General features: G+C 62.6%; 24 protein-coding genes. 11 read left to right on the top strand and 13 right to left on the bottom strand.

Going from position 1 to position 22,647, the window contains the following annotated elements; genetic code table 11:
* Window positions 1-111 precede the first annotated feature (111 nt).
* The 3 genes from hmgA to maiA are packed head-to-tail and all read left to right on the top strand — an operon-like array spanning window position 112 to window position 3,068.
* Window positions 112-1,389, top strand: coding sequence for a homogentisate 1,2-dioxygenase (gene hmgA / locus Q0W88_RS06145; RefSeq protein ID WP_297801161.1), 1,278 nt, complete (start codon window positions 112-114; stop codon window positions 1,387-1,389).
* Window positions 1,386-2,387, top strand: coding sequence for a fumarylacetoacetate hydrolase family protein (locus tag Q0W88_RS06140; protein WP_297801159.1), 1,002 nt, complete (start codon window positions 1,386-1,388; stop codon window positions 2,385-2,387). The genes hmgA and Q0W88_RS06140 overlap by 4 nt, the downstream gene beginning before the upstream one ends.
* Before the next feature lie 3 nt (window positions 2,388-2,390).
* A complete protein-coding gene (gene maiA / locus Q0W88_RS06135) occupies window positions 2,391-3,068 on the top strand; it encodes a maleylacetoacetate isomerase (protein ID WP_297801157.1) in 678 nt (225 codons plus the stop codon).
* 36 nt (window positions 3,069-3,104) lie between these two features.
* On the opposite strand, the gene Q0W88_RS06130 is transcribed toward maiA, so the two are convergent.
* On the bottom strand, window positions 3,105-4,211 hold the full coding sequence (locus tag Q0W88_RS06130) for a PilT/PilU family type 4a pilus ATPase (RefSeq protein ID WP_297801154.1): 1,107 nt from the start codon (window positions 4,209-4,211) through the stop codon (window positions 3,105-3,107).
* A gap of 85 nt (window positions 4,212-4,296) precedes the next feature.
* Here Q0W88_RS06130 and Q0W88_RS06125 point away from each other — a divergent pair, with 85 nt between their 5' ends.
* Both Q0W88_RS06125 and Q0W88_RS06120 read left to right on the top strand, forming a co-directional pair.
* Window positions 4,297-4,677 (top strand): DUF4398 domain-containing protein, encoded by a 381-nt coding sequence (locus Q0W88_RS06125; protein WP_297801152.1) that lies wholly within the window; start codon window positions 4,297-4,299, stop codon window positions 4,675-4,677.
* A complete protein-coding gene (locus tag Q0W88_RS06120; RefSeq protein WP_297801150.1) occupies window positions 4,674-5,585 on the top strand; it encodes an OmpA family protein in 912 nt (303 codons plus the stop codon). Before Q0W88_RS06125 ends, Q0W88_RS06120 begins: the two co-directional genes overlap by 4 nt.
* On the opposite strand, the gene Q0W88_RS06115 is transcribed toward Q0W88_RS06120, so the two are convergent.
* On the bottom strand, window positions 5,572-5,814 hold the full coding sequence (locus Q0W88_RS06115; protein WP_297801148.1) for a hypothetical protein: 243 nt from the start codon (window positions 5,812-5,814) through the stop codon (window positions 5,572-5,574). The genes Q0W88_RS06120 and Q0W88_RS06115 overlap by 14 nt on opposite strands.
* A gap of 136 nt (window positions 5,815-5,950) precedes the next feature.
* Between Q0W88_RS06115 and Q0W88_RS06110 the strand changes: the two genes are divergently transcribed.
* The 5 genes from Q0W88_RS06110 (at window position 5,951) to Q0W88_RS06090 (ending at window position 10,196) form a co-directional block, all read left to right on the top strand.
* Window positions 5,951-6,169, top strand: a complete 219-nt coding sequence (locus Q0W88_RS06110) for a YdcH family protein (protein WP_297801146.1) — start codon at window positions 5,951-5,953, stop codon at window positions 6,167-6,169.
* Between the two features lie 116 nt (window positions 6,170-6,285).
* Complete coding sequence (locus tag Q0W88_RS06105) at window positions 6,286-7,656, top strand: pyridoxal-phosphate dependent enzyme (protein WP_297801144.1); 1,371 nt, start codon at window positions 6,286-6,288, stop codon at window positions 7,654-7,656.
* A gap of 9 nt (window positions 7,657-7,665) precedes the next feature.
* The gene (locus tag Q0W88_RS06100) at window positions 7,666-8,826 is read left to right on the top strand and encodes a cystathionine gamma-synthase (RefSeq protein ID WP_297801142.1); all 1,161 of its coding nucleotides are present in this window, start codon (window positions 7,666-7,668) and stop codon (window positions 8,824-8,826) included.
* A gap of 28 nt (window positions 8,827-8,854) precedes the next feature.
* Complete coding sequence (locus Q0W88_RS06095) at window positions 8,855-9,556, top strand: CoA transferase subunit A (RefSeq protein ID WP_297801140.1); 702 nt, start codon at window positions 8,855-8,857, stop codon at window positions 9,554-9,556.
* Between the two features lie 10 nt (window positions 9,557-9,566).
* A complete protein-coding gene (locus tag Q0W88_RS06090; protein WP_297801138.1) occupies window positions 9,567-10,196 on the top strand; it encodes a CoA transferase subunit B in 630 nt (209 codons plus the stop codon).
* A gap of 63 nt (window positions 10,197-10,259) precedes the next feature.
* Here the strand turns inward: Q0W88_RS06090 and Q0W88_RS06085 are convergent, their stop codons facing one another.
* The 7 genes from Q0W88_RS06085 to Q0W88_RS06055 all read right to left on the bottom strand — a co-directional run bounded on the left by Q0W88_RS06085 (window position 10,260) and on the right by Q0W88_RS06055 (window position 18,410).
* Window positions 10,260-11,639, bottom strand: coding sequence for a tetratricopeptide repeat protein (locus Q0W88_RS06085; protein ID WP_297801136.1), 1,380 nt, complete (start codon window positions 11,637-11,639; stop codon window positions 10,260-10,262).
* Window positions 11,636-13,027, bottom strand: a complete 1,392-nt coding sequence (locus Q0W88_RS06080; protein WP_297801134.1) for a glycosyltransferase family 2 protein — start codon at window positions 13,025-13,027, stop codon at window positions 11,636-11,638. The genes Q0W88_RS06085 and Q0W88_RS06080 overlap by 4 nt, the downstream gene beginning before the upstream one ends.
* Before the next feature lie 28 nt (window positions 13,028-13,055).
* A complete protein-coding gene (locus Q0W88_RS06075; RefSeq protein WP_297801132.1) occupies window positions 13,056-14,015 on the bottom strand; it encodes an NAD-dependent epimerase/dehydratase family protein in 960 nt (319 codons plus the stop codon).
* A gap of 140 nt (window positions 14,016-14,155) precedes the next feature.
* Window positions 14,156-15,094: an electron transfer flavoprotein subunit alpha/FixB family protein gene (locus Q0W88_RS06070; RefSeq protein WP_297801130.1), complete on the bottom strand. Its 939-nt coding sequence runs from the start codon at window positions 15,092-15,094 to the stop codon at window positions 14,156-14,158.
* Window positions 15,094-15,840, bottom strand: a complete 747-nt coding sequence (locus Q0W88_RS06065) for an electron transfer flavoprotein subunit beta/FixA family protein (RefSeq protein ID WP_297801128.1) — start codon at window positions 15,838-15,840, stop codon at window positions 15,094-15,096. The genes Q0W88_RS06070 and Q0W88_RS06065 overlap by 1 nt, the downstream gene beginning before the upstream one ends.
* 183 nt (window positions 15,841-16,023) lie before the next feature.
* On the bottom strand, window positions 16,024-16,800 hold the full coding sequence (locus Q0W88_RS06060; RefSeq protein WP_297801126.1) for a hypothetical protein: 777 nt from the start codon (window positions 16,798-16,800) through the stop codon (window positions 16,024-16,026).
* 8 nt (window positions 16,801-16,808) lie between these two features.
* Window positions 16,809-18,410, bottom strand: a complete 1,602-nt coding sequence (locus tag Q0W88_RS06055) for an electron transfer flavoprotein-ubiquinone oxidoreductase (RefSeq protein WP_297801124.1) — start codon at window positions 18,408-18,410, stop codon at window positions 16,809-16,811.
* A 64-nt stretch (window positions 18,411-18,474) separates the two neighbouring features.
* Here Q0W88_RS06055 and Q0W88_RS06050 point away from each other — a divergent pair, with 64 nt between their 5' ends.
* Window positions 18,475-19,095, top strand: a complete 621-nt coding sequence (locus Q0W88_RS06050) for an alpha-ketoglutarate-dependent dioxygenase AlkB (protein WP_297801122.1) — start codon at window positions 18,475-18,477, stop codon at window positions 19,093-19,095.
* 2 nt (window positions 19,096-19,097) lie between these two features.
* On the opposite strand, the gene Q0W88_RS06045 is transcribed toward Q0W88_RS06050, so the two are convergent.
* From Q0W88_RS06045 to Q0W88_RS06030, 4 genes are read right to left on the bottom strand one after another with little or no spacing between them, the layout of a single operon-like run.
* On the bottom strand, window positions 19,098-19,724 hold the full coding sequence (locus tag Q0W88_RS06045; protein ID WP_297801120.1) for an ABC-type transport auxiliary lipoprotein family protein: 627 nt from the start codon (window positions 19,722-19,724) through the stop codon (window positions 19,098-19,100).
* Window positions 19,721-20,665, bottom strand: coding sequence for an MlaD family protein (locus Q0W88_RS06040; RefSeq protein ID WP_297801118.1), 945 nt, complete (start codon window positions 20,663-20,665; stop codon window positions 19,721-19,723). The genes Q0W88_RS06045 and Q0W88_RS06040 overlap by 4 nt, the downstream gene beginning before the upstream one ends.
* Window positions 20,665-21,441, bottom strand: coding sequence for an ATP-binding cassette domain-containing protein (locus tag Q0W88_RS06035; protein ID WP_297801116.1), 777 nt, complete (start codon window positions 21,439-21,441; stop codon window positions 20,665-20,667). Before Q0W88_RS06035 ends, Q0W88_RS06040 begins: the two co-directional genes overlap by 1 nt.
* Window positions 21,438-22,568 (bottom strand): ABC transporter permease, encoded by a 1,131-nt coding sequence (locus tag Q0W88_RS06030; protein ID WP_297801114.1) that lies wholly within the window; start codon window positions 22,566-22,568, stop codon window positions 21,438-21,440. The genes Q0W88_RS06035 and Q0W88_RS06030 overlap by 4 nt, the downstream gene beginning before the upstream one ends.
* Between the last annotated feature and the right edge of the window lie 79 nt (window positions 22,569-22,647).

The raw sequence follows: 22,647 nt of genomic DNA, 5'->3' as shown, positions 1-22,647 counted from the left end.
GAGATCATCCAGCGCAAGGGCAACGAGGGTTTCGGCGAAGGCAATTTCCAGGCCCTGTTCGAGTCCATCGAGCGCGACCAGATGCGCCGCGGCGTGCTGTAAGGAGCCGCCATGACGCTCGCCTATCAATCCGGCTTCGGCAATGAATTCGCCACTGAAGCCTTGGCCGGCACGCTGCCGCAGGGCCGCAATTCGCCGCAGCGCGTGGCGCACGGTCTGTACGCCGAACAGCTGAGCGGCACCGCGTTCACCGCGCCGCGGCACAGCAACCGCCGCACCTGGTTCTACCGCATCCGTCCGGCCGCGCTGCATGGCAGTTTCGAGCTACAGCCGGAAACCACGTTCCACAATCGCTTTGCGGAACTGCCGGCCGATCCGAACCAGCTGCGCTGGTCCCCGCTGCCGGCCGCCACGCCGGGCACCGATTTCATCGGCGGTCTGTTCGCCATGTGCGGCAATGGCGGCGTGGGCGTGCACCGCTATGCCGCCAATGCCGACATGCGCGGTCGTTTCTTCAGCAACACCGATGCCGAGATGCTGATTGTGCCGCAGGCCGGCCGTCTGCGTCTGCGCACCGAAATGGGCGTGCTCGACATCGAACCGCAGGAAATCGCGGTGATTCCCCGAGGCATCCGTTTCGCGGTCGATCTGCCGGACGGCAGCGCCGCCGGTTACGTGGCCGAAAACTACGGTGCGCTGCTGCGCCTGCCGGATCTGGGTCCGATCGGTTCCAACGGCCTGGCCAATCCGCGCGATTTCCTGTATCCGGTTGCCGCTTACGAAGACCGCGAGGGCGATTTCGAACTGCTCAATAAATTCCAAGGCCGGCTCTGGCGCGCCCCGATCGGGCATTCGCCGCTGGATGTGGTCGGCTGGCACGGCAACTACGCACCCTACAAATACGATCTGCGCCGTTTCAATACCATCGGCTCGATCAGTTATGACCATCCGGATCCGAGCATCTTCCTGGTGCTGTATTCGCCGAGCGATACCGCCGGTACCAGCAATCTGGATTTCGTCATTTTCCCGCCGCGCTGGTTGGTGGCGCAGGACACCTTCCGCCCGCCGTGGTTCCACCGCAACATCGCCAGCGAATTCATGGGCCTGATCCATGGCGTGTACGATGCCAAGGCCGACGGCTTCGTGCCGGGCGGAGCGTCGCTGCACAATGCGATGACCGCGCACGGCCCGGATGCGGCCACCTTCGAAAAAGCCTCGAACGCCGATCTGAGCGAGCCCGATGTCATCACCGGCACCATGGCCTTCATGTTCGAAACCCGCCACATGTTCGCGCCCACGCAGCAGGCGCTACAATGTGCCAGCCGCCAGCGCGATTACCAATCCTGCTGGCAGGGCCTGCGCAAACACTTCACTCCGGATAACGCATGAAACTCGCTTCCCTGAAACAAGGCGGCCGCGACGGCACGCTGGTGGTGGTCTCGAAAGACCTGCAACGCGCCGTGCCGGTGCCGGCCATCGCGCCGACCCTGCAACGCGCACTGGAAGACTGGCAGAACGCCGCGCCGCGCCTGAACCGCGTGTATGAAGCGCTGAACCACGGCAACGTGCAGACCATCGACGCCGAAGACGTCATCGCGCTCGATATGGCTGCGCTGGCTGCGCCCCTGCCGCGTGCCTACGAATTCGTCGACGGCAGCGCCTATCTGCCGCATGTGGCGCGGGTGCGCAAGGCCCGCGGCGCGGAAGTGCCGGAGAGCTTCTACACCGATCCGCTGATGTACCAGGCGGTGTCGGCCGGATTCTACGGCCCGCGCGATCCGGTGCTGGTGCCCAGCGAAGCCTTCGGCATCGATCTGGAAGCGGAGGTGGTGGTGGTCACCGACGACGTGCCGATGGCAGTCGCGCCCGAACAGGCCGCCGCCCACATCCAGCTGATCGGTCTGGTCAACGACGTGTCGCTGCGCAACCTGATTCCCGACGAACTGGCCAAGGGTTTCGGCTTTCTGCAGTCCAAGCCGCGTTCGGCGCTCAGCCCGGTGTTCGTCACGCCGGATGAACTCGGCGAGGCCTGGCAGGACAGCAAAGTGCATCTGGCCCTGCTGACCCACATCAACGGCGAGTGGTTCGGCGCACCGGAAGCCGGCGTCGACATGCAGTTCAATTTCGCCCAACTGATTGCCCACGCCGCCAAGACCCGGCCGTTGTCGGCCGGCACCATCGTCGGCTCCGGCACCGTGGCCAACGAAGACACCGCGCTCGGTGCCTCCTGTTTCGCCGAACGGCGCACGGTGGAAACCCTGCGCGACGGCAAACCGAGCACGCCGTTCATGAAATTCGGCGATGTCGTGCGCATCGAGATGCTCGACCGCAGCGGCGCCAGCGTGTTCGGCGCCATCGAACAGAAAATCACCGTCGCCGGAGCCTGAACCATGGCCGATCCCGATCTGGTGCTTTACCACTACTGGCGTTCCAGTGCCAGCTACCGCGCCCGCATCGCGCTGAATCTGAAAGGTCTGGATTACCGCATCGTGCCGGTGCATCTGCTGGAAGACGGCGGTCAACAGCACCACGACGCCTACCGCGCCCTCAATCCGCAGCAATTGGTGCCGACCCTGGTGCACGGCGGCCAGGCCATCGGCCAGTCGCTGGCCATCATCGAATATCTGGATGACGTGTTCCCGGGGCCGCGACTTCTGCCGGCCGAACCTCTGGCGCGCGCCTTCGTGCGCGGGCTGGCGCTGTACATCGCCTCGGAAGGCCAGCCGCTGATGAATCTGCGCGTGCTCCAGCACCTGCAGCATACCCACGGCCTGGATGAAGATGCCCGCAATGCCTGGGTCCGGCACTGGCTGGCGGTCAATTTCGGCAATGTCGAAGCGCAGCTGGCGAATAATCCCCATGGCGGCACCTTCACCGCCGGCGACACGCCGGGACTGGCCGAATGCTGTCTGGTGCCGCATGTGTTCGCTGCCGCGCGCTTCAACCTCGACATGACGCCGTATCCGAACGTGATGCGCATCGTCGGCCAATGCCAGCCCATGCCGGCCTTCGCGCGCGCCCACCCGGGGCGGCAACCGGATACGCCTGCGGAGTTCCGCGTCAATTGAGGCCGGAAAAAAAGCCCGCTTGCGCGGGCTTTGCCGTTATTGGTTGTTGTAAAGATCGCCGTACGGGTCGTGTTCGGCATTGCCGCCTTCCGACAAACGCACCTTGAGTGCCAGACCGTCGCGCGAGTCCGCTTTGAGCAGGGCTTCGTCGAGGGTGATCTTGCCGTCCTTGTACATGCGGAACAGGGACTGGTCGAAGGTGTGGATGTCCTCTTCCAGACTGGTGTCCATCGCTTCCTTGACTTCGTGGATCTGTCCGCGCCGGATCAGGTCGCGGATCATCGGGGTGTTGATCAGCACTTCGGTGGCCGGCATGCGGCGGCCGTCGACGCCGACCACCAGGCGCAGGGAAATCACCGCGCGCAGGTTCAGCGCCAGATTCATCAGGATGTTCTTGTGCGCGGCTTCCGGGAAGAAGTTCAGGATGCGCTCGAGGGTCTGGTCGGCGTTGTTGGAGTGCAGGGTGGCCAGGCACAGATGGCCGGTTTCAGCGAAGGTGATGGCCGCTTCCATGGTGGTGGCGTCCAGGATTTCGCCGATGAGGATGACGTCGGGCGCCTCGCGCATGGCGTTCTTCAGCGCGTTGTGGAAGCCGTGGGTATCGAAACCGACCTCGCGCTGGTTGACCAGCGATTTCTTGTGCCGGTGCAGGAATTCGATCGGATCCTCGATGGTCAGGATATGGCCGGTCTGGGTTTCATTGCGGTGGTCGATCATCGCCGCCAGCGCCGTGGATTTGCCCGAACCGGTGGAGCCGACCACCAGCACCAGGCCGCGCGGCTCGTTGATGATGCGCTTGAGGGTCTGCGGCAGCTTCAGCTCTTCGATGGTCGGGATTTCGCTCTTGATGGCACGGATGACCATGGCGATCTCGCCGCGCTGCTTGAAGCAATTGACCCGGAAGCGGCCGGCCTCGCGGATGGAGATGGCCATGTTGTATTCCAGCTCGTGCTCGAAGACCTTGATCTGGTCTTCGTCCATCAGCGAGTACGCGATCTTCTTGACCATGCCGGTCGGCAGGCCGTTGTTGCCGAGCGCGTACAGCTTGCCCTCGACTTTGATGTAGACGGGCGCCCCGGTGCTCAGGAAAAGGTCGGACGCGTTTTTCTCGCGCATCAGTTTCAGGAAATAGCCGATATCCATAATTGCCCTTGTCCGGTTTTTGCCGGCACCGTTATTGTGTACACTGGAACGCGGTTCCAGATTCCCTTATTCAATGGATTATAGAGTGTCCAAGCGTTTTGTGTACTTGCCGGTCCTCGCTTTTTTTCTGGCGGTCATGCCCCTTGCGGCACAGACACCGGAAGCCACGCCGGCGTTTGCCGCCGCCGAGCGCGCCTTGCTTGAAGCCGAGCGCGAGCAGGCCGGGCAATGGGCAGCGGAGCCTTACCAGGCCGCACGGGATGCCTATGCCCAGGCGCAGGCCCTGCAACTGAAACGCAAGAAAACCGATGCCGAGCGTGCGGCATTGACTGCCGAAGCCCAGGCGGCTCTGGCCGCTGCACAGGCCCGCCAACGGCGTCTGGCCGAACAGGTCGAGCGCAAGATTTCCGAGAACAATGCCCTGCGCCGTGATCTGCTGCTGGGCAAGGACGGCAAACGGCCATGAGCCGCTTCCTGCCGGTGCTGTTGCTTGCCGGGGTCTGCGCGGCTGCGCAGGCACAGAACCCGGTCGCGGATCCGGAACAGCAATGGCCCGTGCTGCAGGAGCGTCTGGCTGCCGTGGATGCCGCCGCCGGCGAGGGCGACGCCGCGGCACTCGAGCGTCTGCAGGCCCGTCAGGCCGTGCAGGCTTTGCCGGAGGTCCGCTCACGGGACCGTGCCTTCGCCACCGGCATTGCCGAACTGCGGGTGGCCACGGCTGAAACCGCGTTGAAGGTGGCGCAGCTGCGTCAGCAATCGCTTGAACTCGACCGCGAACGCGATGCCATCGTGCTCGAAGCCAGCCGGCGCGATGCCGAGTTGGCGCGCAAGGAGGCCGAGCGCCTGCGTCTGCAGGCCCTGGCACGCGAGGAGGAAGAAGCCCTGCTGTCTGCCGATACGGCCGCCATGGCAGAGGAAACCGCCCTGGCGGGTGCCGCGCTGGCCGCCAAAGACGGCGAGCTGGCCCGGCTGGAAGAAGAGCTGGCGGCGCTGGCCACTGCCAACGGCGATGTTCTGCTCAGCCTGGGCGGCTCAGGAAAAGGCCGTTACCGCGTGGCCGGCACCGCTTTCCAGGCCGGTAAAGCCAGTCTGCAGCCGGAAGCGCGGCAGCAGCTCAGTCAGCTGGGCAAGCGCCTGAAGGCTTCCGGCAAGGCTTGGTCCATTGAAGGGTTCAGCGACAACCTTGGCAGCGAGGAAGCCAATCTGGCCCTGTCGCGCCAGCGGGCCGAGGCAGTCATGGCAGTCCTGAAAGCGGCCGGGGTTCCGCCCGGCAAACTCAGCGTCAAAGCCTGGGGTTCGGCCAAGCCGGTGGCCTCCAACGCCGGAAAATCAGGGCGTGCGCAGAATCGCCGCGTCGAGATCATCCAGAAATAAGCGGTAAATCAGGGGTTTGCGGATTCATGCCGTCCGGCGGCATGCAGTAAGCCAATGAATTGAAACGGAAAAATCCGGATTTTCCGTAATCCGTCCAAAGCCGTTTGGAAAATTCCGCGAAATCAAGGGGATAAAAAAGCGCTTGCGGCCCGGAAAAGACCGGCGTAGGTTTTATATCCCATGCAGGCTGTTTTCCGTTGCATGGCGAAAGCGAGCCACGATCATGCACGACGCCACATCACCTCGTCCCGATGCAGCACAGGAATTCCGGCCGGAAGCGGGCCGCGGTTCCGACGTCATGAACGCGCGCACAACCCATGAAACCCCGGCCATGCCGGGGTTTTGTTTTTGCCAAGGGGGTTCCCGTGTTTGAAGGTCAATCGCAACAATCGGTAGATTCACGCATGCAGGAAGACAGCGATTTCCGCCGTCTGTATTTCCACCATCAGAAGCTCGACAAGAAAGTCACCGACGCCGAACTCGGCGTATTGCCGATCGACGACCGGACGCTGACCCGCATGAAGCGGGAAAAACTGATGGCCAAGGATCGTCTGACCCGCATGCTCGGCGAACACGGCCACTGAGCCGTTCGGAATCAGGCCAGGGTGGCGATCCGGTCCTCCTCGTCGGACCGCCGTCACCCGGCCTTGGCAGGGGGTGAAACTGGTAGAATGTGTTCTCGCCATTTTCTGCCAATCCCATGACCATCCATCACAGTGTTCTGGAACTGATCGGGCAGACGCCCATGGTCAAAGCCCGGCATCTCGACACCGGCCTTTGCGAGCTCTACCTCAAACTTGAATGCATGAATCCGGGCGGCTCGATCAAGGACCGCATCGGCGTTTCGATGATCGAAGCGGCCGAGCGTGCCGGCAAGATCGCCCCGGGCGATACCCTGGTCGAAGGCACCGCCGGCAATACCGGTATCGGACTGGCCCTGGTCGCCCAGCAGAAAGGCTACAAGCTGCTGCTGGTGGTGCCCGACAAAATGAGCCGCGAAAAGATCTTCAACCTGCGTGCCATGGGTGCCGAGGTGGTGCTGACCCGTTCCGATGTCGCCAAGGGCCATCCCGAGTACTACCAGGACATGGCCGAGCGCATCGCGCGCGAGACGCCCGGCGCCTATTTCATCAATCAATTCGGCAACCCCGACAATCCGCTGGCGCACGAAACCGGCACCGGCCCGGAAATCTGGGAGCAGATGAATCAGGACATGGATGCCATCGTGTTCGGTTGCGGCAGTTCCGGCACCATGACCGGGCTGTCGCGCTTCTTCGAGAAGGCCGCGCCGCATGTCGAACTGGTGCTGGCCGATCCGGTCGGCTCGATTCTGACCCAGTACATCAACGAAGGCGTGCTCAGCACCAAATCCGGATCCTGGATGGTCGAAGGCATCGGCGAGGATTTCCTTCCGGGCATTTCCGATTTCCACCGGGTCAAGAAAGCCTATGCCATTTCCGACAAGGAAAGCTTCATGGCCGGCCGCGAGCTGCTGATGAAGGAGGGCGTGCTCGGCGGATCTTCGTCCGGCACACTGCTGGCGGCCGCGCTGAAATACTGCCGTGAACAGACCGCGCCGAAGAAAGTGGTGGTGTTCGTGTGCGATACCGGCAACAAATACCTTTCGAAGATGTACAACGATTACTGGATGCTGGATAACGGCTTTCTCGAACGCGAAGCCAAGGGCGACCTGTCCGATCTGATCCTGCGGCCTTACGCCAAGCGCGATACCGTGGTGGTCGGCCCGAATGACAGTCTGACCGTGGCCTACCAGCGCATGAAGATGTACGACGTTTCCCAGCTGCCGGTGATGGACGACGAGAAGATCGTTGGCATCGTCGACGAGTCCGACGTGCTGATGCACGTGCACACCGACCAGGAACGTTTCAAGGACCTGGTGTCCACCGCCATGGTGCGCGAGCTGGAAGTGCTCGAGGTCGGCGCGCCGATGGCGGCGCTGATGCCGGTGTTCGATGCCGGCAAGGTCGCCATCGTGATGGACGGCACCCGTTTCCTCGGTCTGATTACCCGCATCGATCTGTTGAATTACCTGCGCCGCCGCGTGCAATAAAGGAATCCCATGAGCAGCAAGAAAACCCACGGCATCGGCACCAAGGCCATCCATGCCGGCCAAAGCCCCGACCCGTCCACCGGCGCGGTGATGGTGCCGATCTACGCGACCTCGACTTACGCCCAGGCCAGCCCGGGCGAACATCAGGGATTTGAATATTCGCGCAGCCACAATCCGACCCGTTTCGCCTACGAGCGCTGCGTGGCCGAGCTCGAGTCCGGCACGCACGGCTATGCCTTCGCCTCCGGCCTGGCCGCGACCTCGACGGTGCTCGAGCTGCTTGATTCCGGTGCGCACGTGATCTGCATGGACGACGTGTACGGCGGCACCTACCGTCTGTTCGAACGCGTACGTCGGCGCAGTGCCGGTCTGGAGTTCAGCTTCGTTGATCTGAACGATCTGGATGCGGTGAACGCCGCGCTGAAACCCAACACCAAAATGATCTGGTGCGAAACCCCGACCAATCCGCTGCTGAAGCTGGTCGACATCCGCCGCTTGGCCGAATTCGCCAAGGCCAACGGTCTGCTGCTGGCGGTCGACAACACCTTCAGTTCGCCGGTGCTGCAGCGCCCGCTGGAGCTCGGCGCCGACATCGTCATGCATTCGGCCACCAAATACCTCAACGGCCATTCCGACATCGTCGGCGGCATGGTGGTGGTGAAGGACGCGGCCCTGGCCGAACAGATGACCTTCCTGCAGAACGCCATCGGCGGCGTGCAGGGGCCGTTCGACAGCTTCCTGGCGCTGCGCGGCCTGAAAACCCTGCACCTGCGCATGAAGGCGCACTGCGAAAACGCGCAATTCATCGCCGAAAAACTGGAAGCGCATCCGGCGGTGGAAAAAGTCGCCTATCCGGGCCTGGTCTCGCATCCGCAGCACGCCTTGGCCAAAACGCAGATGCACGGCTTCGGCGGCATGGTCAGTGTCTGGCTCAAGGGCGGATTTCCGGAAGCCAAGCGCTTCATGGAACGGCTGGAACTGTTCACCTGCGCCGAATCGCTCGGCGGTGTGGAAAGCCTGGCCAATCACCCGGCGGTGATGACCCATGCCTCGATTCCGGAAGATCGCCGCAACGCCCTGGGTGTCACCGGCAATCTGGTCCGGCTCAGTGTCGGCGTCGAGGATGCCATCGACCTTTGGTCCGATATCCAGCAGGCATTGTCGGCCTGATACTGTTGGTTCCTGAAAGGATTTCCGTATGAACAAAAAACTCTACGCCAGTGCCGATGACGCCCTGCGCGGCATCGTGCGGGACGGCCAGACCATCGCGGTCGGCGGTTTCGGCCTGTGCGGCATTCCCGAAGCCCTGATTGCCGCCCTGCGCGATTCCGGCACCACCGGACTGACCGCCATTTCCAACAATGCCGGCGTCGACGGTTTCGGCCTTGGCATGCTGCTGAATACCCGGCAGATCCGCAAGATGATTTCGTCCTATGTGGGCGAGAACAAGGAGTTCGAACGCCAGTACCTGGCCGGCGAGCTCGAACTTGAATTCAATCCGCAGGGAACCTTGGCTGAGCGCCTGCGCGCCGGCGGCGCCGGCATTCCGGCCTTTTTCACCCGCACCGGCTACGGCACCATCGTGGCCGAGGGCAAGGAAACCCGGGAGTTCGACGGCAAGTATTACGTGCTGGAAACCGCGCTGCACGCCGATGTGTCGCTGGTGAAAGCCTGGAAAGCCGATGCCTCCGGCAACCTGGTGTACCGCAAGACCGCGCGCAATTTCAATCCGGCCGTGGCGATGGCCGGAAAAATCTGCATTGCCGAAGTCGAGGAAATCGTGCCGGTCGGCGCGCTCGATCCGGACGCCATCCACACCCCGGGCATTTACGTCGACCGCATCGTGGTCAACGCCGCGCCGGAAAAACGCATCGAACAACGCACCGTGCGCACGGCATAAGGAGAACGACATGGCTTGGACCCGTGATGACATGGCCAAACGCGCCGCCGCAGAACTCAGCGACGGTGCTTACGTGAACCTCGGCATCGGCCTGCCGACTCTGGTGGCCAACCATATTCCCGAGGGCATGGATGTCTGGCTGCAGAGCGAGAACGGCCTGCTCGGCATCGGTCCGTTCCCGACCGAAGACGAGGTGGATGCCGATCTGATCAATGCCGGCAAGCAGACCGTGACCGCGCGTGCCGGCGCCAGTTATTTCGGCAGCCATGATTCGTTCGCGATGATCCGCGGCGGACATATCGATCTGGCCATTCTCGGCGCCATGCAGGTTACCGACAAGGGTGATCTGGCCAACTGGATGGTGCCCGGCAAGATGGTGAAGGGCATGGGCGGCGCGATGGATCTGGTGGCCGGCGTCAAGCGCGTGGTAGTGCTGATGGAGCACGCCGCCAAAGACGGTTCTCCGAAAATCCTGCCCGAATGCACCTTGCCGCTGACCGGTCTGGCCGTGGTCAACCGCATCATCACCGAGCTGGGCGTGTTCGACGTGACCGAGGCCGGATTGAAACTGGTGGAACTGGCGCCGGAGGTTTCGCTTGCGGAAATCAAAAGCAAGACCGGTGTTCCCGTTCTGCAGTAATGTTGCGGAACACTCGACAAAAAACCCCGCGACAGCGGGGTTTTTCATGCGTTGCCGATGTGCTCAGAATCGCCGCTTGATCTGCACGCCGAAGCTGTTGGCATCGTACAGGCCGGCCTGCTGGGCGCGGTCGGAATAGCCGGCGGAGATGCGCAGTTCCCAGTCGCTGAAGATGCCGGCAATCAGTTCCACGCTCACGTCGTTCGCGCTTTTCCAGCTGCTGAAGCTCTCATCGCGCTGCAGACCGACACCGGCCCGCGCATACAGCCCGACATCGTCGCTGAACGGCAGATAGGCGCTGGCGGTCAGGGCCGCGCGTTTGTAACTGTCGGGGGCGTAATAGCCGTTTCCGGTGGCATTGGCGAACGACAGCCACTGCACTTCACCGCCCAGATCGAGCTGCAGTTTGCTGCTGCGCACCACGGCCCGGCGTGCGGCCAGCTGCCATTCGCTGCGGCTGTTGCCGTCGTCGATGTCCTGGTAAGACCCGAAGGCATCGAAGGTCCAGTGGTAGCCCGGTGTGTAATGGATCTGGCCGAGGAATTGGTCACGCATCAGTCCGAGCGAGACCGAGCGCGGCGATATGCCGAGCCGGTTGCGGTCGTAACCGGCCGAGAAACTGAAATCGTCGTTGATGCGCTGGTCCACCCGCAGCAGGCCCGTGGTGTCATCGCCGGCATCGGTGTCGCTGCGGCCGAGTTGGGCCGTGATGCGCGTGTCCGGCGCAGGCGTGACCGCAACGCCCAGCCAGTACTGACGGTCATCGATGCTGTCGCCGCCACTGACCGGCTCGTAGCCGCCGCCGATCGGTGCGCGGTAGTCGGTATTGCTCCAGCCACCGATCAGGCGCCAGTCATCGCTCAGGCGCACGGCGGCGGACAGGCCGAAGCGTTCGGCACGGATATCGTCCGAATCATCGAGCAGCGTCCAGCCTGCGGTGATTTCCGATGCCGTCCTGATGCGGGTGCCGCGGCGCAGGTCATTGACGTCTTTGCCGCCGGGCTGCAGGGTTTCGGCGGCATCGACATGCGGCCAGGCGCGGTAAGCCTGCGCGGTCTGGCGCAGCGCGACGGCCTGGGTGAACTGCGCCAGGAAATCGGGCGGTGATTTCTGCATGCCGGCGGCGTTGAGCTGCAGGGCCTGATCGATTTTTCCGGCCCAGGCGGCATTGTTGGCCTGCAGCGCCGCGGCCTCAGGGTCGTTGGCGGCCATCGGCGCCAGCAGGGCGTCGGCTTCGGCGTAGGCGCCGGTCCAGAGCAGATAGCGGGCCAGATCTTTTTTCGCCTCAACGTCGTCCGGATGCGCGGCGACATGTGCCTGCATGGCGGTGATGGCGGTGGCGGTGTCGCCGCGGGCGGAAGCGTCGCGCGCTTCCTGGCTGCGGTCCTGTGCGGCTGCCGGCAGCGCCAGCAATGCGGCCAGTGCGAGAGGGAGTGTTTTCATTTGCGCCATTTCCGGTTCCCCGTAATCCACAGATCAATTGCGAAGCGGCTGATGGTCACCACATCCCACGCCATCAAGGCATAGCGCAGCGGCGTGACCAGCAGGGCATTGAAAAATCCGCGCAGACGCTCGCCCTTGCTGACCAAGGTGAGCACGAAGGTCGACAGCAGGACCTCGGCGGCGATGGTGACCGCCAGCGGTTCCCACATCTTCAGCAGGATCAGGATGATCATGGCGGTCGGAAAGCCGATTTTCTCGAAGGCCGACATGAAGATCACCCAGCCGATCGGCCGTCCGCTGCTGCGGGTGTGCGCTTCGCCGAAGGGCTGCCGGTAGGCTTCCTTGATCTTGCGCAGTTCTTCGATGCGTTCCGCTTCGCCGCTGTTCTTGCGCTTGATGCGCTGCCACAGCCGTTTCGGGGCCTTGAACGGGCTGCGCATCAGGGCGTCGAAGTAATAGCAGCTCTGCAGGAACGAGGACGACCACAGATAGACCTGGCGCGGCAGCTTCTGGACCTGCGGCTCTTCCGAACGGGCCTGCACGTCCTGCAACTGAATGTTTCGGTAGCCTTCGTTGTTGAGCGCGAAGCCGATGAAGATATCCTCGGAGTTGGTCAGGTCGTCGCCGAACAGCGGTTCGTAGCGGTCGAAAAGATCCTTGATGTATTTGCGGCGGTATGCCACCGCGCAGCCGACCGGATTGGTGATGCCGCCGAAGAACACCATCTGGCCGAGATAGACGAAGCGCTGCAGGAATTTGTACAGGCAGTCCCGGTAGGTGTTGGTAATCCACCACCAGAGATGGTGCAGACTGCTTTTTTCATGGAAAGGGTCTTCATAGGGCCGGCCGGCCAGGTATTTCCGGAACGGCGGGGAGTATTCGATTTCAGAGCGGTCGCGCATGCGCATCGGCAGGATGGTGCCGCAGGCGCTGGCGATGCCGACGCCCTGATAAAGCTCCTGCACGCAGCGCGCGATGTAGTCGGGACTTTCCAGGAAGGTGTCGCCGTCGAGGATGAATTCGACGTCCGAGTCGAATTCGCGGGCCTGGCGTTTGATGGTCGGCGTTTTGCCGATCGACGAGGCGCGTTCGATGACCGTCAGGTTCATGCCGTTGGCCTGCGCGAATTCGCGGGCCCGTGCCACGGTGGCGTCCTTGCCGCCGTCATCGACCAGGATGACCTGCCGCGGCTGCATGCTCTGCGTCATCAATGAGCTGAGCGTGTAGGCAATGTTGTCCTGTTCGCGGAAGGCGGGAATGACCACGTCGATGACGGCGGTACGCCAATCCTCGACCGGGGTCGGTTCGGTTTTATCGGGCCCGCGGATCAGGCCGATCAGGCTGACCAGCGTATTCGGGCTGATGACGAACCAGGGGGCAGTGGCCATGGTGAACTCCTCTAAGACGGCGCTGCGTTCAGCGCAGCGTGGCGGCGATGGCGTCGATCATTTCACGCAGGGTTGTTTTCGGGGCGTAACCGATGGCCGCCTCGATGCGTTCGGTGCAGGGCGAGCGGTTGACGGTTTCCTCGAAATTATCGCCATACACATCGCGATAGGGCACATAGGCGATGTCGGAGGCGCTGCCCAGGCGCTCCCGGACCAGTTCGGCCAGTCCGATCACCGAAATTTCCTCGTGCGAGCCGATGTTGAACACGCGGCCGTAACATTCGGGCTTCACGATCAACTGCTTCAGCGCCCAGGTCACGTCCTTGACGTACCCGAAGCAGCGCCGGTGACTGCCATCGCCGTATACGGTGATCGGGGTTCCGGCTTTGGCGCTGGCAACGAACTTGGGCAGCACCATGCCGTATTTTCCGGTCTGGCGCGGGCCGACGGTATTGAACAGGCGCACCACGACGATGCGCAGTCCGCGTTCACGGTGATAGGCCAGGGCGTGGAACTCGTCAAGCGCCTTGCTGCAGGCGTACGACCAGCGCCCGATGTGGGTACCGCCGAACACCATGTCGTCGTCTTCGCGGTAGGGCAGGTTCTCGGATTTTCCGTACACCTCCGAAGTCGAGGTGAACAGGACTGTTTTGCCGTACTGATCGGCCAGCGACAGCAGGATATTCATGCCGCGCGCACCGGTTTCGATGGTTTTGACCGGACTGTCGATCACGCTCTGCACGCCGACCACCGACGCCAGGTGGAAGATGTAATCGGCGCGCTGCACCAGGCTTTCCATCAGCGGATAATTCAGCACCGTATCCTGATGGAATTCGAAAGCGTCCTTGCCGAGATGCGCGGCGATGTTGTCGCGGCTGCCGGTGGACAGATCATCGATGACCAGGACATGGTGCCCGGCCGCCAGCAGTTCATCACATAAATGCGAGCCGATGAAGCCGGCACCGCCCGTGATCAGATAGTTCGCCATCCAATCTCCCCTGAATTGTATTTTCCCCGTGTTTACTATAGGCCGATTCGCGGCGATGTCAAAAAAACTGTGATGCGAATCACAAAAACGGCCCTTGCGGGCCGTTTTTTTCACTGCAGTAACTGAATTGAATCAGAGAGTTAGATCGATTTTTCGAGTTCCGGCAGAATCTGGAACAAATCGCCGACCAGACCGAAATCAGCCACTTCGAAAATGGGTGCTTCGGCGTCCTTGTTGATGGCGACGATGGTGCCGGCGTCCTTGATGCCGGTGAGGTGCTGGATGGCACCGGAAATGCCGGCGGCAATGTACAGCTCGGGCGAGATGATCTTGCCGGTCTGGCCGACCTGCAGCTCATTGGGCACATAGCCGGCATCGACCGCGGCCCGCGAGGCACCGACGGCGGCACCGAGCTTATCGGCCAGTGAATACACGATGGCGAAGTTCTCGGCCGAGCCCAGGGCGCGGCCACCGGAGACCACTTTGCCGGCGCTCTGCAGATCGGGGCGGTCGGACTTGCCTTGCTGCAGGGAAACGAAGCGGGTGTGCGCCGGCAGCGGAGCCGACAGGGAAAGCGGTTCGATACCGGCGCTGCCGTCATTTCCGGCGGCCGGCCAGGACGCGGTGCGGACAGTGGCGACCACCGGCTTGTCGGCCGGTGCATTGACGGTGATGATGGCGTTTCCGGCATAGATCGGGCGCTTGAAGCTGTGGCTGGATTCCACGCTCATCACGTCCGAAATCTGGCCGACCCCGAGCAGGGCGGCCACGCAGGGCATCAGATCTTTGCCGAAGGTGGTCGACGGGCCGAACACGTGGCTGTAGCCGGCGGCGGCCTGCGCGATCTGCGGTGCGAGGACCTGCGCGATGGCATGGGCGTTGGCGGCATTATCGGACACCCGCACTGTGCTGACGCCGGAAATTTTCGCGGCCTGCGTGGCTACGGACTGGCCGGCATCGGACAGCACCAGCACGTCGATGGCGTCGGCATTGAGGGCGGCGGCGCAGGACACACAGCGCGCGGTAGCGCCGTTGAGTTGGCCGTTCAGGTGTTCGGCGATGATCAGTACGCGAGACATTAGACGAGTCCTTTGTTTTTCAGGGCGGCAACCAGCTCGGCGACGTCTTTGACCATCACGCCTTTGCTGCGTTTGGCCGGCGGTGCGTAGTGCGTGGTTTCCAGGAAGTCGGCGGATTCCACACCCAGATCGGCGAAGGCGAGGGTTTCCAGCGGCTTGCTCTTGGCTTTCATGATGTCGGGCAGCTTGATGAAACGCGGCTCGTTCAGACGCAGATCGACGGTGACCACGGCCGGCAGATCGATGTCGAGGATTTCCAGACCGGCATCGACTTCGCGGGTGACCTGCGCCTTGCCGCCGTCGATGGCGATGGCGCCGGCAAAAGTGGCCTGCGGACGGCCCCAGAGCGTGGCCAGCATCTGGCCGGTCTGGTTGGCATCATCGTCGATGGCCTGTTTGCCCATCAGCACCAGGCCGGGCTGCTCTTTTTCAATCAATTTCAGGAACGCGCGTGCGGCAGTCAGCGGCTGGATGGCGGCCTCGGTGACCACGTGGATGGCGCGGTTGGCGCCCATGGCCAGGCCGTTGCGGATGTGCGCCTGGCAATCGGCCGGACCCATGGTGACCACCACTACTTCCGTGGCCAGACCCTTGTCGCGGATGCGCAGGGCTTCTTCCAGAGCGATGTCGTCGAACGGATTGGCGGACAGTTTCACGCCATCGGTGACGACACCGGAACCGTCGGGTTTGACTTGAATGCGCACGTTGTAATCGACCACGCGCTTGTAACCAACCAGAATCTTCATTGCTCGGCCTCAAAGGGGAGTGTTTCGGGAAAAATCAGCCCCTTATTCTAGCCCAAATCCGGTTTTTCAAACAGCCGTTTGGGCTGAAGGAAATGTGAAATCAAAGGCTTAAGCGGCTTTTCAGGGCGGAGACAAAACGCCGGGCGGCACCATCGGCGTAATTGAAGAACAGCGAGGGCTCGGTCAGCTCGAGCTCCAGCAGACAGGGTCGGCCGTCTTCGTCGCGCAGCAGGTCGATGCGCGCATAGGCCAAGGGACCGTCCAAGCCGAACAGGGCGGGCAGGGCGGCGATGACCTGCCCGGCCAAGGCCATTTCATCTTCACCCGGCACACGCGCCATGATTTCTTCGGGAGCAACGGGCCTTTGCGGATGGCATGCGAGTACACGCCGTTGAAATACAGCAGCGCGGTTTCACCGGCTTCATCGACGCGGCTGAGATAAGGCTGCAGCAACACGCTGCGGTTCTTCAGCTGCAGGCGCTTGATGTGCATCAGTGCCGCATCGACTTCTTCACGGCCATGGCGTTGCGCGTCTTTCGAGCCGGCACCTACGGCCGGCTTGACCACGAATTCGGCATGGTCGAAAGCCTCAAGGAAGGCATGCAGGCCGTCTTCGGCATGCTGTTCGGGTTCGATGAAGCGGCTGGGCACGGTGTGAATGCCTTGGCCGGCCAGTACTTCGAGGTAATGCTTGTCGGTGTTGCTGGTGATGACTTCAAGCGGATTCAACAGCGTGCTCTGTTCGGAAACACGCGCGGCCCAGGCCAGGAATTCCGGCAGCTTGTCGATGTAGTCCCACGGCGAGCGGATCAGCACGGCGCGGTAGTGCGACCAATCCACGAAGGGTTCATCCCAGTACACCACGCGGTGCGCGATGCCGGCCTCGTCCAGCGCGGCCGACAGCGGTGCCAGATCTTCATCCAGGGCATGGGCGGCGGCGACGGAGACGAGAGCGAGCATGACGGTCCTTAAAGATTCTGGTAGTTCGGGCCCGAACCGCCTTCCGGCGTGACCCAGTTGATGATCTGGTACGGGTCCTTGATGTCGCAGGTCTTGCAGTGCACGCAGTTGGCGGCATTGATCTGCAGACGCTTTCCGGCATCGTCCTGTGCGATTTCATACACGCCGGCCGGGCAGAAGCGTGTGCACGGGTTGCCGTATTCCTCGGCGCATTTGGTGATGCAGATGTCGGTGTCGGCCACCTGCAGATGCACCGGCTGGTCTTCATCGTGTTCGGTGGCGGCGAAATACACGCCGGCCAGTCGGTCGCGCGGAGCCAGCGTGCGTTCCACATATTCGCGCTGCGGCGATTCGGCTTCGCTCAATTTCTTCAGGCTCGACCAGTCCGCCTTCACCTTCAGCGTCCACGGCGACAGGCCGCCGGTCAGCGTTTCCCAGCCGGCGTTGATCAGGCCGAACAGACGGCCCTTCTTGAACGCCGGTTTGAAATTGCGCACCTTCTTGAGTTCGGCGACCACCTTTGAGGCGCGCAGTTTGGCGTCCCAGCCTGCTGAATCATTGTTGGCCGCGATGTGTTCGGCGGCCAGCATGCCCGAGCGCAGGGCCTGATGCACGCCCTTGATTTTCGGCACGTTGACCAGACCGGCAGCGCAGCCGATCAGCAGCGCGCCGGGCATCTCGACCTTCGGCAGGCTCTGGTAGCCGCCGGTGACGATGGCGCGTGCACCGGCCGATAGGATGCTGCCGCCCTCGAGCAGCGGTTTCACGCTTGGGTGGTTCTTCCACTGCTGGAATGCCTCGTACGGCTGGTAATTCGGATCGCTGTAGTCCAGGCCCGAGACGTAGCCGAGCGCGATGCGGTTGCCGTCCAGGTGGTACAGGAAGCTCCCGCCGTAGGTGGCGCTGTCGGCAGGCCAGCCCATGCTGTGCACGATCTTGCCGGGTTCGCACACTCCTTCGCGCACCTGCCAGAGTTCCTTGATGCCAATCGAGTAGCTCTGCGGGTCGCTATCGGCATCCAGTTTGAAGCGGGCGATCAGCTGTTTACTCAAATGTCCGCGCGCGCCTTCGCCGAGCACCGTGGTTTTGGCTTTGATATCGATGCCTTGGGTGTAGGTCGGTTTGTGCGTTCCATCCTTGGCCACGCCCATGTCGCCGATGCGCACGCCGCAGACGGCGCCGGCCTCATCGTACAGGACTTCCGAGGCGGCGAAGCCCGGATAGATTTCCACGCCGGCCGCCTCGCAATGACCGGCCAGCCAGGCGCACAGGGCGCCCAACGAAACGATGCTGTTGCCGTGGTTGCTCATCTGCGGCGGATTGATCGGTGCTTTGAAGCCTCCGGTTTTGCTGAGGAACCAGAACTCGTCGTTTTTGGCCGGGACGCAGATCGGCGGCGGACTGCTGCGCCAGCCGGGAATCAGTTCGTCCAACGCTTCGGTTTCGATGACGGCGCCCGAGAGTGCATGCGCCCCGACGCTGGAGGCTTTTTCGATGACGCAGACGCTCAGGGCCGGATTCAGCTGTTTCAGACGCAGCGCGAAAGCGAGCCCGGCCGGGCCGGCGCCTACGGTCAATACGTCGTATTCCATTACATCGCGTTCGGACATGGGGACACCTCGGAAATATCGTTCTATTGTCGCGGTTTCGCGCGCTTTGGGCAATAATCGCGGGATGTTCGAGGAATCCGCACTTTCCGGTCTGCAGGCCCTGCCGCTCCCGCATGCCGATATCGCCTACGCGCCCGCCTTCCTGCCGCCGGCGCAGGCCGATGCCCTGTTTTCCGCCCTTGTGCACGCCGTGCCGTGGCAGCAGCCGCAACTGTTCATCCACGGCCGGCAGCTGCCCACGCCGCGCCTGTGCTGCTGGATGGGCGATCCGGGCGCGGCATACCGCTATTCCAACACCCGGTTCATGCCCGAGCCCTGGATTGCGCCGGTATCTCGCCTGAAAACGGCGGTGGAAACATTGGCCGGCACCGTCTTCAACAGCGTGCTGCTGAATTATTACCGCGACGGCCGCGATGCCATGGGCTGGCATAGCGATGATGAACCCGAGCTCGGCCCGAACCCGGTAATCGCCTCGGTCAGCCTCGGCGGTGTGCGCCGTTTCCTGTTCGGTCCACGCGCCGGCGGAAAATCATCGGGCATTGAACTGGCGCATGGCAGTCTGCTGTTGATGCGCGGCGAGACCCAGAAAAATTACCGGCACAGCCTGCCGCGAACCGCGAAGCAGGTGGATGGCCGCATCAACCTGACTTTCAGAAATATCCGGACATCGGCCCGGGCGGAGTGAGCTTATTTGGCTTTGCTGCGGCCGTTGGCCAGGGTGAAGGCGATGATGTCGGCGTTGACGGTGTTCAGGCCGCGCTCGAAGGCCAAAACCACATCCGGGATGTCCTTGCTGGCCGCGGGAATGGCGGCATTGAAGGTTTGCGCCGCGATGACGCGGTTGCTCGGATATTCCAGCACTTTGACATGCATCTGGATGACGGCGTCGGGAATTCTGGCGCCCGGGGCATACACCGATTCGAATTGGCGGATGTCGACCAGCATCGCCACTTCCGCCGGCACGCCGCTGTTCTGGCGCGACACGGATTTGATCCGCCCGGAATTTTCCAGGGCCTGCACCAGATTGGCCTGAACCAGATCGGGCAGCGATTCCGACCAGTTCGCCCCCTTGTAGACCTGCAGAACATTCGGTTCCGGACGCACCGCGATGCGGTTGGAGTCCAGAAAGGCGACGCTGTTCGGGCGGATCACGGTCAGCGACCAGTTCACCTCGGGCAGGCTGGCGGCGTCGACCGCCTGCGGCCGCAGCGCGTACACGGCGATTGGATCCGGTTCCTTGATCAGCGAAATGCAGCCGGCCAGCGGCAGTACCATCGCCAATGCCAGCATGAAGCGCAAAGGATGCTTGTTCATGGTTTGAATTCCTCGGTGGTGCTTTTACCGGTCACCAGCGCGTTCGGGCGTTCTTCGATTTCGGCGGCAACGCGGCGCAGCTGTTTCAGCAGGGTACGCAGCTCGGCAATGGCCGGGCCGGCCTGGGCCAGCCCCTGCTGCGAGAAGTTGTCGATGGCATCGCCATTGGTTTCGAGAATACGGTTGGCGTTGCGGCCGAGCGCTTCATACTGGACCAGGGTTTTTTCCAGCTTGGCGATCAGGTCCGGCAACTGGTCGGCCACGCCGCTGTCCAGTTTCTTGGCGATGCTGTCGGTGCTGGCCAAGGTGCTGTCGAGCTTGGCAATGGCGGCCCGGGTATCACGGATGATGGCGCCGATGTCCTGGCGCTCGGCAGCGACCGAGCCGGAAATCTTCTCGAGGTTATCCAGGGTTTTGCTGATGCTCTTGATGTTTTCGTCGCTGAAGGCCTGGTTCAGGCGCAGCATGACATTGGTCGCGGTGGTGGTGATGTCGTCGGTCGAGCTGAACAGTTTCGACAGCGCCGATTCCTTGGCGTAAATGCGCGGAACCGGCGTGCTCTCGGTGGGCACCAGTGCCGGACTTTTGGCATTGTAGGATTTCAGCTGGATCTGGGTAATGCCGGTCAATCCAACGAAGGCCAGTTTGGCCTCGGTGTCGATCTTGATCGGCGTATTGGATTGGATGCGCACCCGGACCAGCACTTTGTTGGGGTCGGTCGGATCGATTTCCAGACGGCGCACCTCGCCGACTGAAATGCCGTTGAACTGCACCGTACCGCCGATGCCCAGGCCGGTGACCGCTTCCGAGAACACCACATCGTATTCATTCCAGCTGCTGTCGGAGGCGAATTTGGCGGCCCACAGGGCGAAGCCGACCAGGAGCGTCAGCACCACCAGGGTGAAAACCCCGATCAGGACATGATTGGCACGTGTTTCCATTACAGCGTCTCCTGGGCATGTGCGGCGGCCCGTCCGCGCGGTCCGTGGAAGTATTCCTGGATCCAAGGATGCTCGAACGAAGCGACCCGGTCGATCGGTGCATTGATCAGGACCTTGCGGTCGGCCAGCACCGCTACACGGTCGCAGATAGTGTACAAGGTATCCAAATCGTGCGTAATCAGGAACACGGTCAGTCCCAGTGCGCGCTGGATGGACAGAATCAACTGATCGAAACCGGCGGCGCCGATCGGGTCCAGGCCGGCAGTCGGTTCATCGAGAAACAGCAGTGCCGGATCGAGTGCCAGTGCCCGTGCGATGCCGGCCCGCTTGCGCATGCCGCCGGACAGTTCGGCCGGCAATTTGAGCGCGGCGTCGGCACTCAGTCCCGCCAGCTGGATCTTGATCATGGCCAGATCGCGGATGACCGCTTCCGGCAAACTGCTGTGCTCCTTCAGCGGCACCATCACGTTTTCCAGAACGGTCAGCGACGAAAAAAGCGCGGCGTTCTGGAACAGTACCCCGGTGTTGCCTTCGATGAATTCGCGGCTTCCGGCATCGACCGAAAGCGCGTCGCGGCCCAGCACGCGGATGCGCCCGGCCTGCGGCCGGTGCAGGGCGAGGATGCTGCGCATCAGCACCGACTTTCCGGAACCGGAGCCGCCGACCACGCCGATGATTTCGCCGGCACGGACTTCCAGGTCGAGACTGTCATGCACGACGGCATCGCCGAACCGGTTGGTCAGGCCCGATACTTCGATGATGGACTCCGTGCTCACAGATCGAGCTCCATGAAGAACATGGCGGCCAGCGCATCGAGCAGGATGACCAGGGAGATGGACTGCACCACGCTGGAGGTGGTGTGTTCACCGACCGATTGCGCGTTGTTTTCGACCTTGAAACCCTCCAGGCAGCCGATCAGTCCGATGACCATGGCGAAAATCGGGGCTTTGCTCATGCCCACCCAGAAATGCCGCGGCGACAACTCGTTCTGCAGGCGGCCGATGAACATTTCCGGCGAGATGTCGAGGTGCCAGACGCAGACGGCCATGCCGCCGAGCAGACCGGCCATGGTGGCCAAAAAAGTCAGCAAGGGCAGGGTGAGCAGAAGGGCCTTCAGACGCGGCAGTACCAGCAGCTCGATCGGGTCCAGGCCCATGGTGCGGATGGCGTCCAGTTCTTCGCCGCTTTTCATCGAACCGATCTGGGCAGTGAACGCACTGGCCGTACGGCCGGCGAGCAGGATGGCGGTCAGCAGAACGCCGAATTCGCGGAAGAAGGCCACGCCGACCAGTTCCACCACCCACAGCTGCGCGCCGAATTCGCTGAGTACCGTGGCGCCAAGAAAGGCGACCACCGCGCCGACCATGAAACTCAGCAGCATCACCAGCGGCACGGCATTCAAACCGACGGCCTGCATGTGGAATACGATCGAGGTCACCCGCCAGTGCCGCGGATTGAGCAGGCTTTCGATCAGGCTGAGCAGGGTCCTGCCGAGGAAGGCAAGAAAGACCAGGATATTGCGGTAGGCATTGTCGACCCATTTCCCGATGCTTTCGAAAATCCGGTACAGCAACGCGCCCGCGGCGGGCGGTTTCGGCAGCGGTGCCGAGGCGGAGCGGACGGCATTGATCAGGGTTTCGTGTTCGGGTTTGGCGTGGAATGCCGACGCCGTCAGCCCGTGCTGCGCCAGCAAGGCCAGCAGCAGCTGCGAACCGGTTGCGTCCAGACGCGAAATGCCGCTGGCATCGACCGACATGACGCCGGTTCCGCTAGCCGCAATCAGATCCAGCAGGCGCTGGGCCCGGCGGAATGTCCAGTCACCCGAAGCCAGCAGCCGTCCGGCCTGCTGCGGGTCCGGATCCAATCCGGGTTCGGTATTGTCGAGCCATGTGGCCATCGGCATCACGGACATCCTGTGGGATGCGCCCAGTTTATCGCAGATGGGCAAACAATAGCAGTTGCCCTACAATGACGCATGACTC

It is taken from the genome of Arenimonas sp. GDDSR-1 (assembly GCF_025980345.1).
GTDB lineage: Bacteria > Pseudomonadota > Gammaproteobacteria > Xanthomonadales > Xanthomonadaceae > Arenimonas.
The sequence above is the reverse complement of the archived record's forward strand: the minus strand, read 5'-3'. Positions and strand labels throughout refer to the sequence as shown.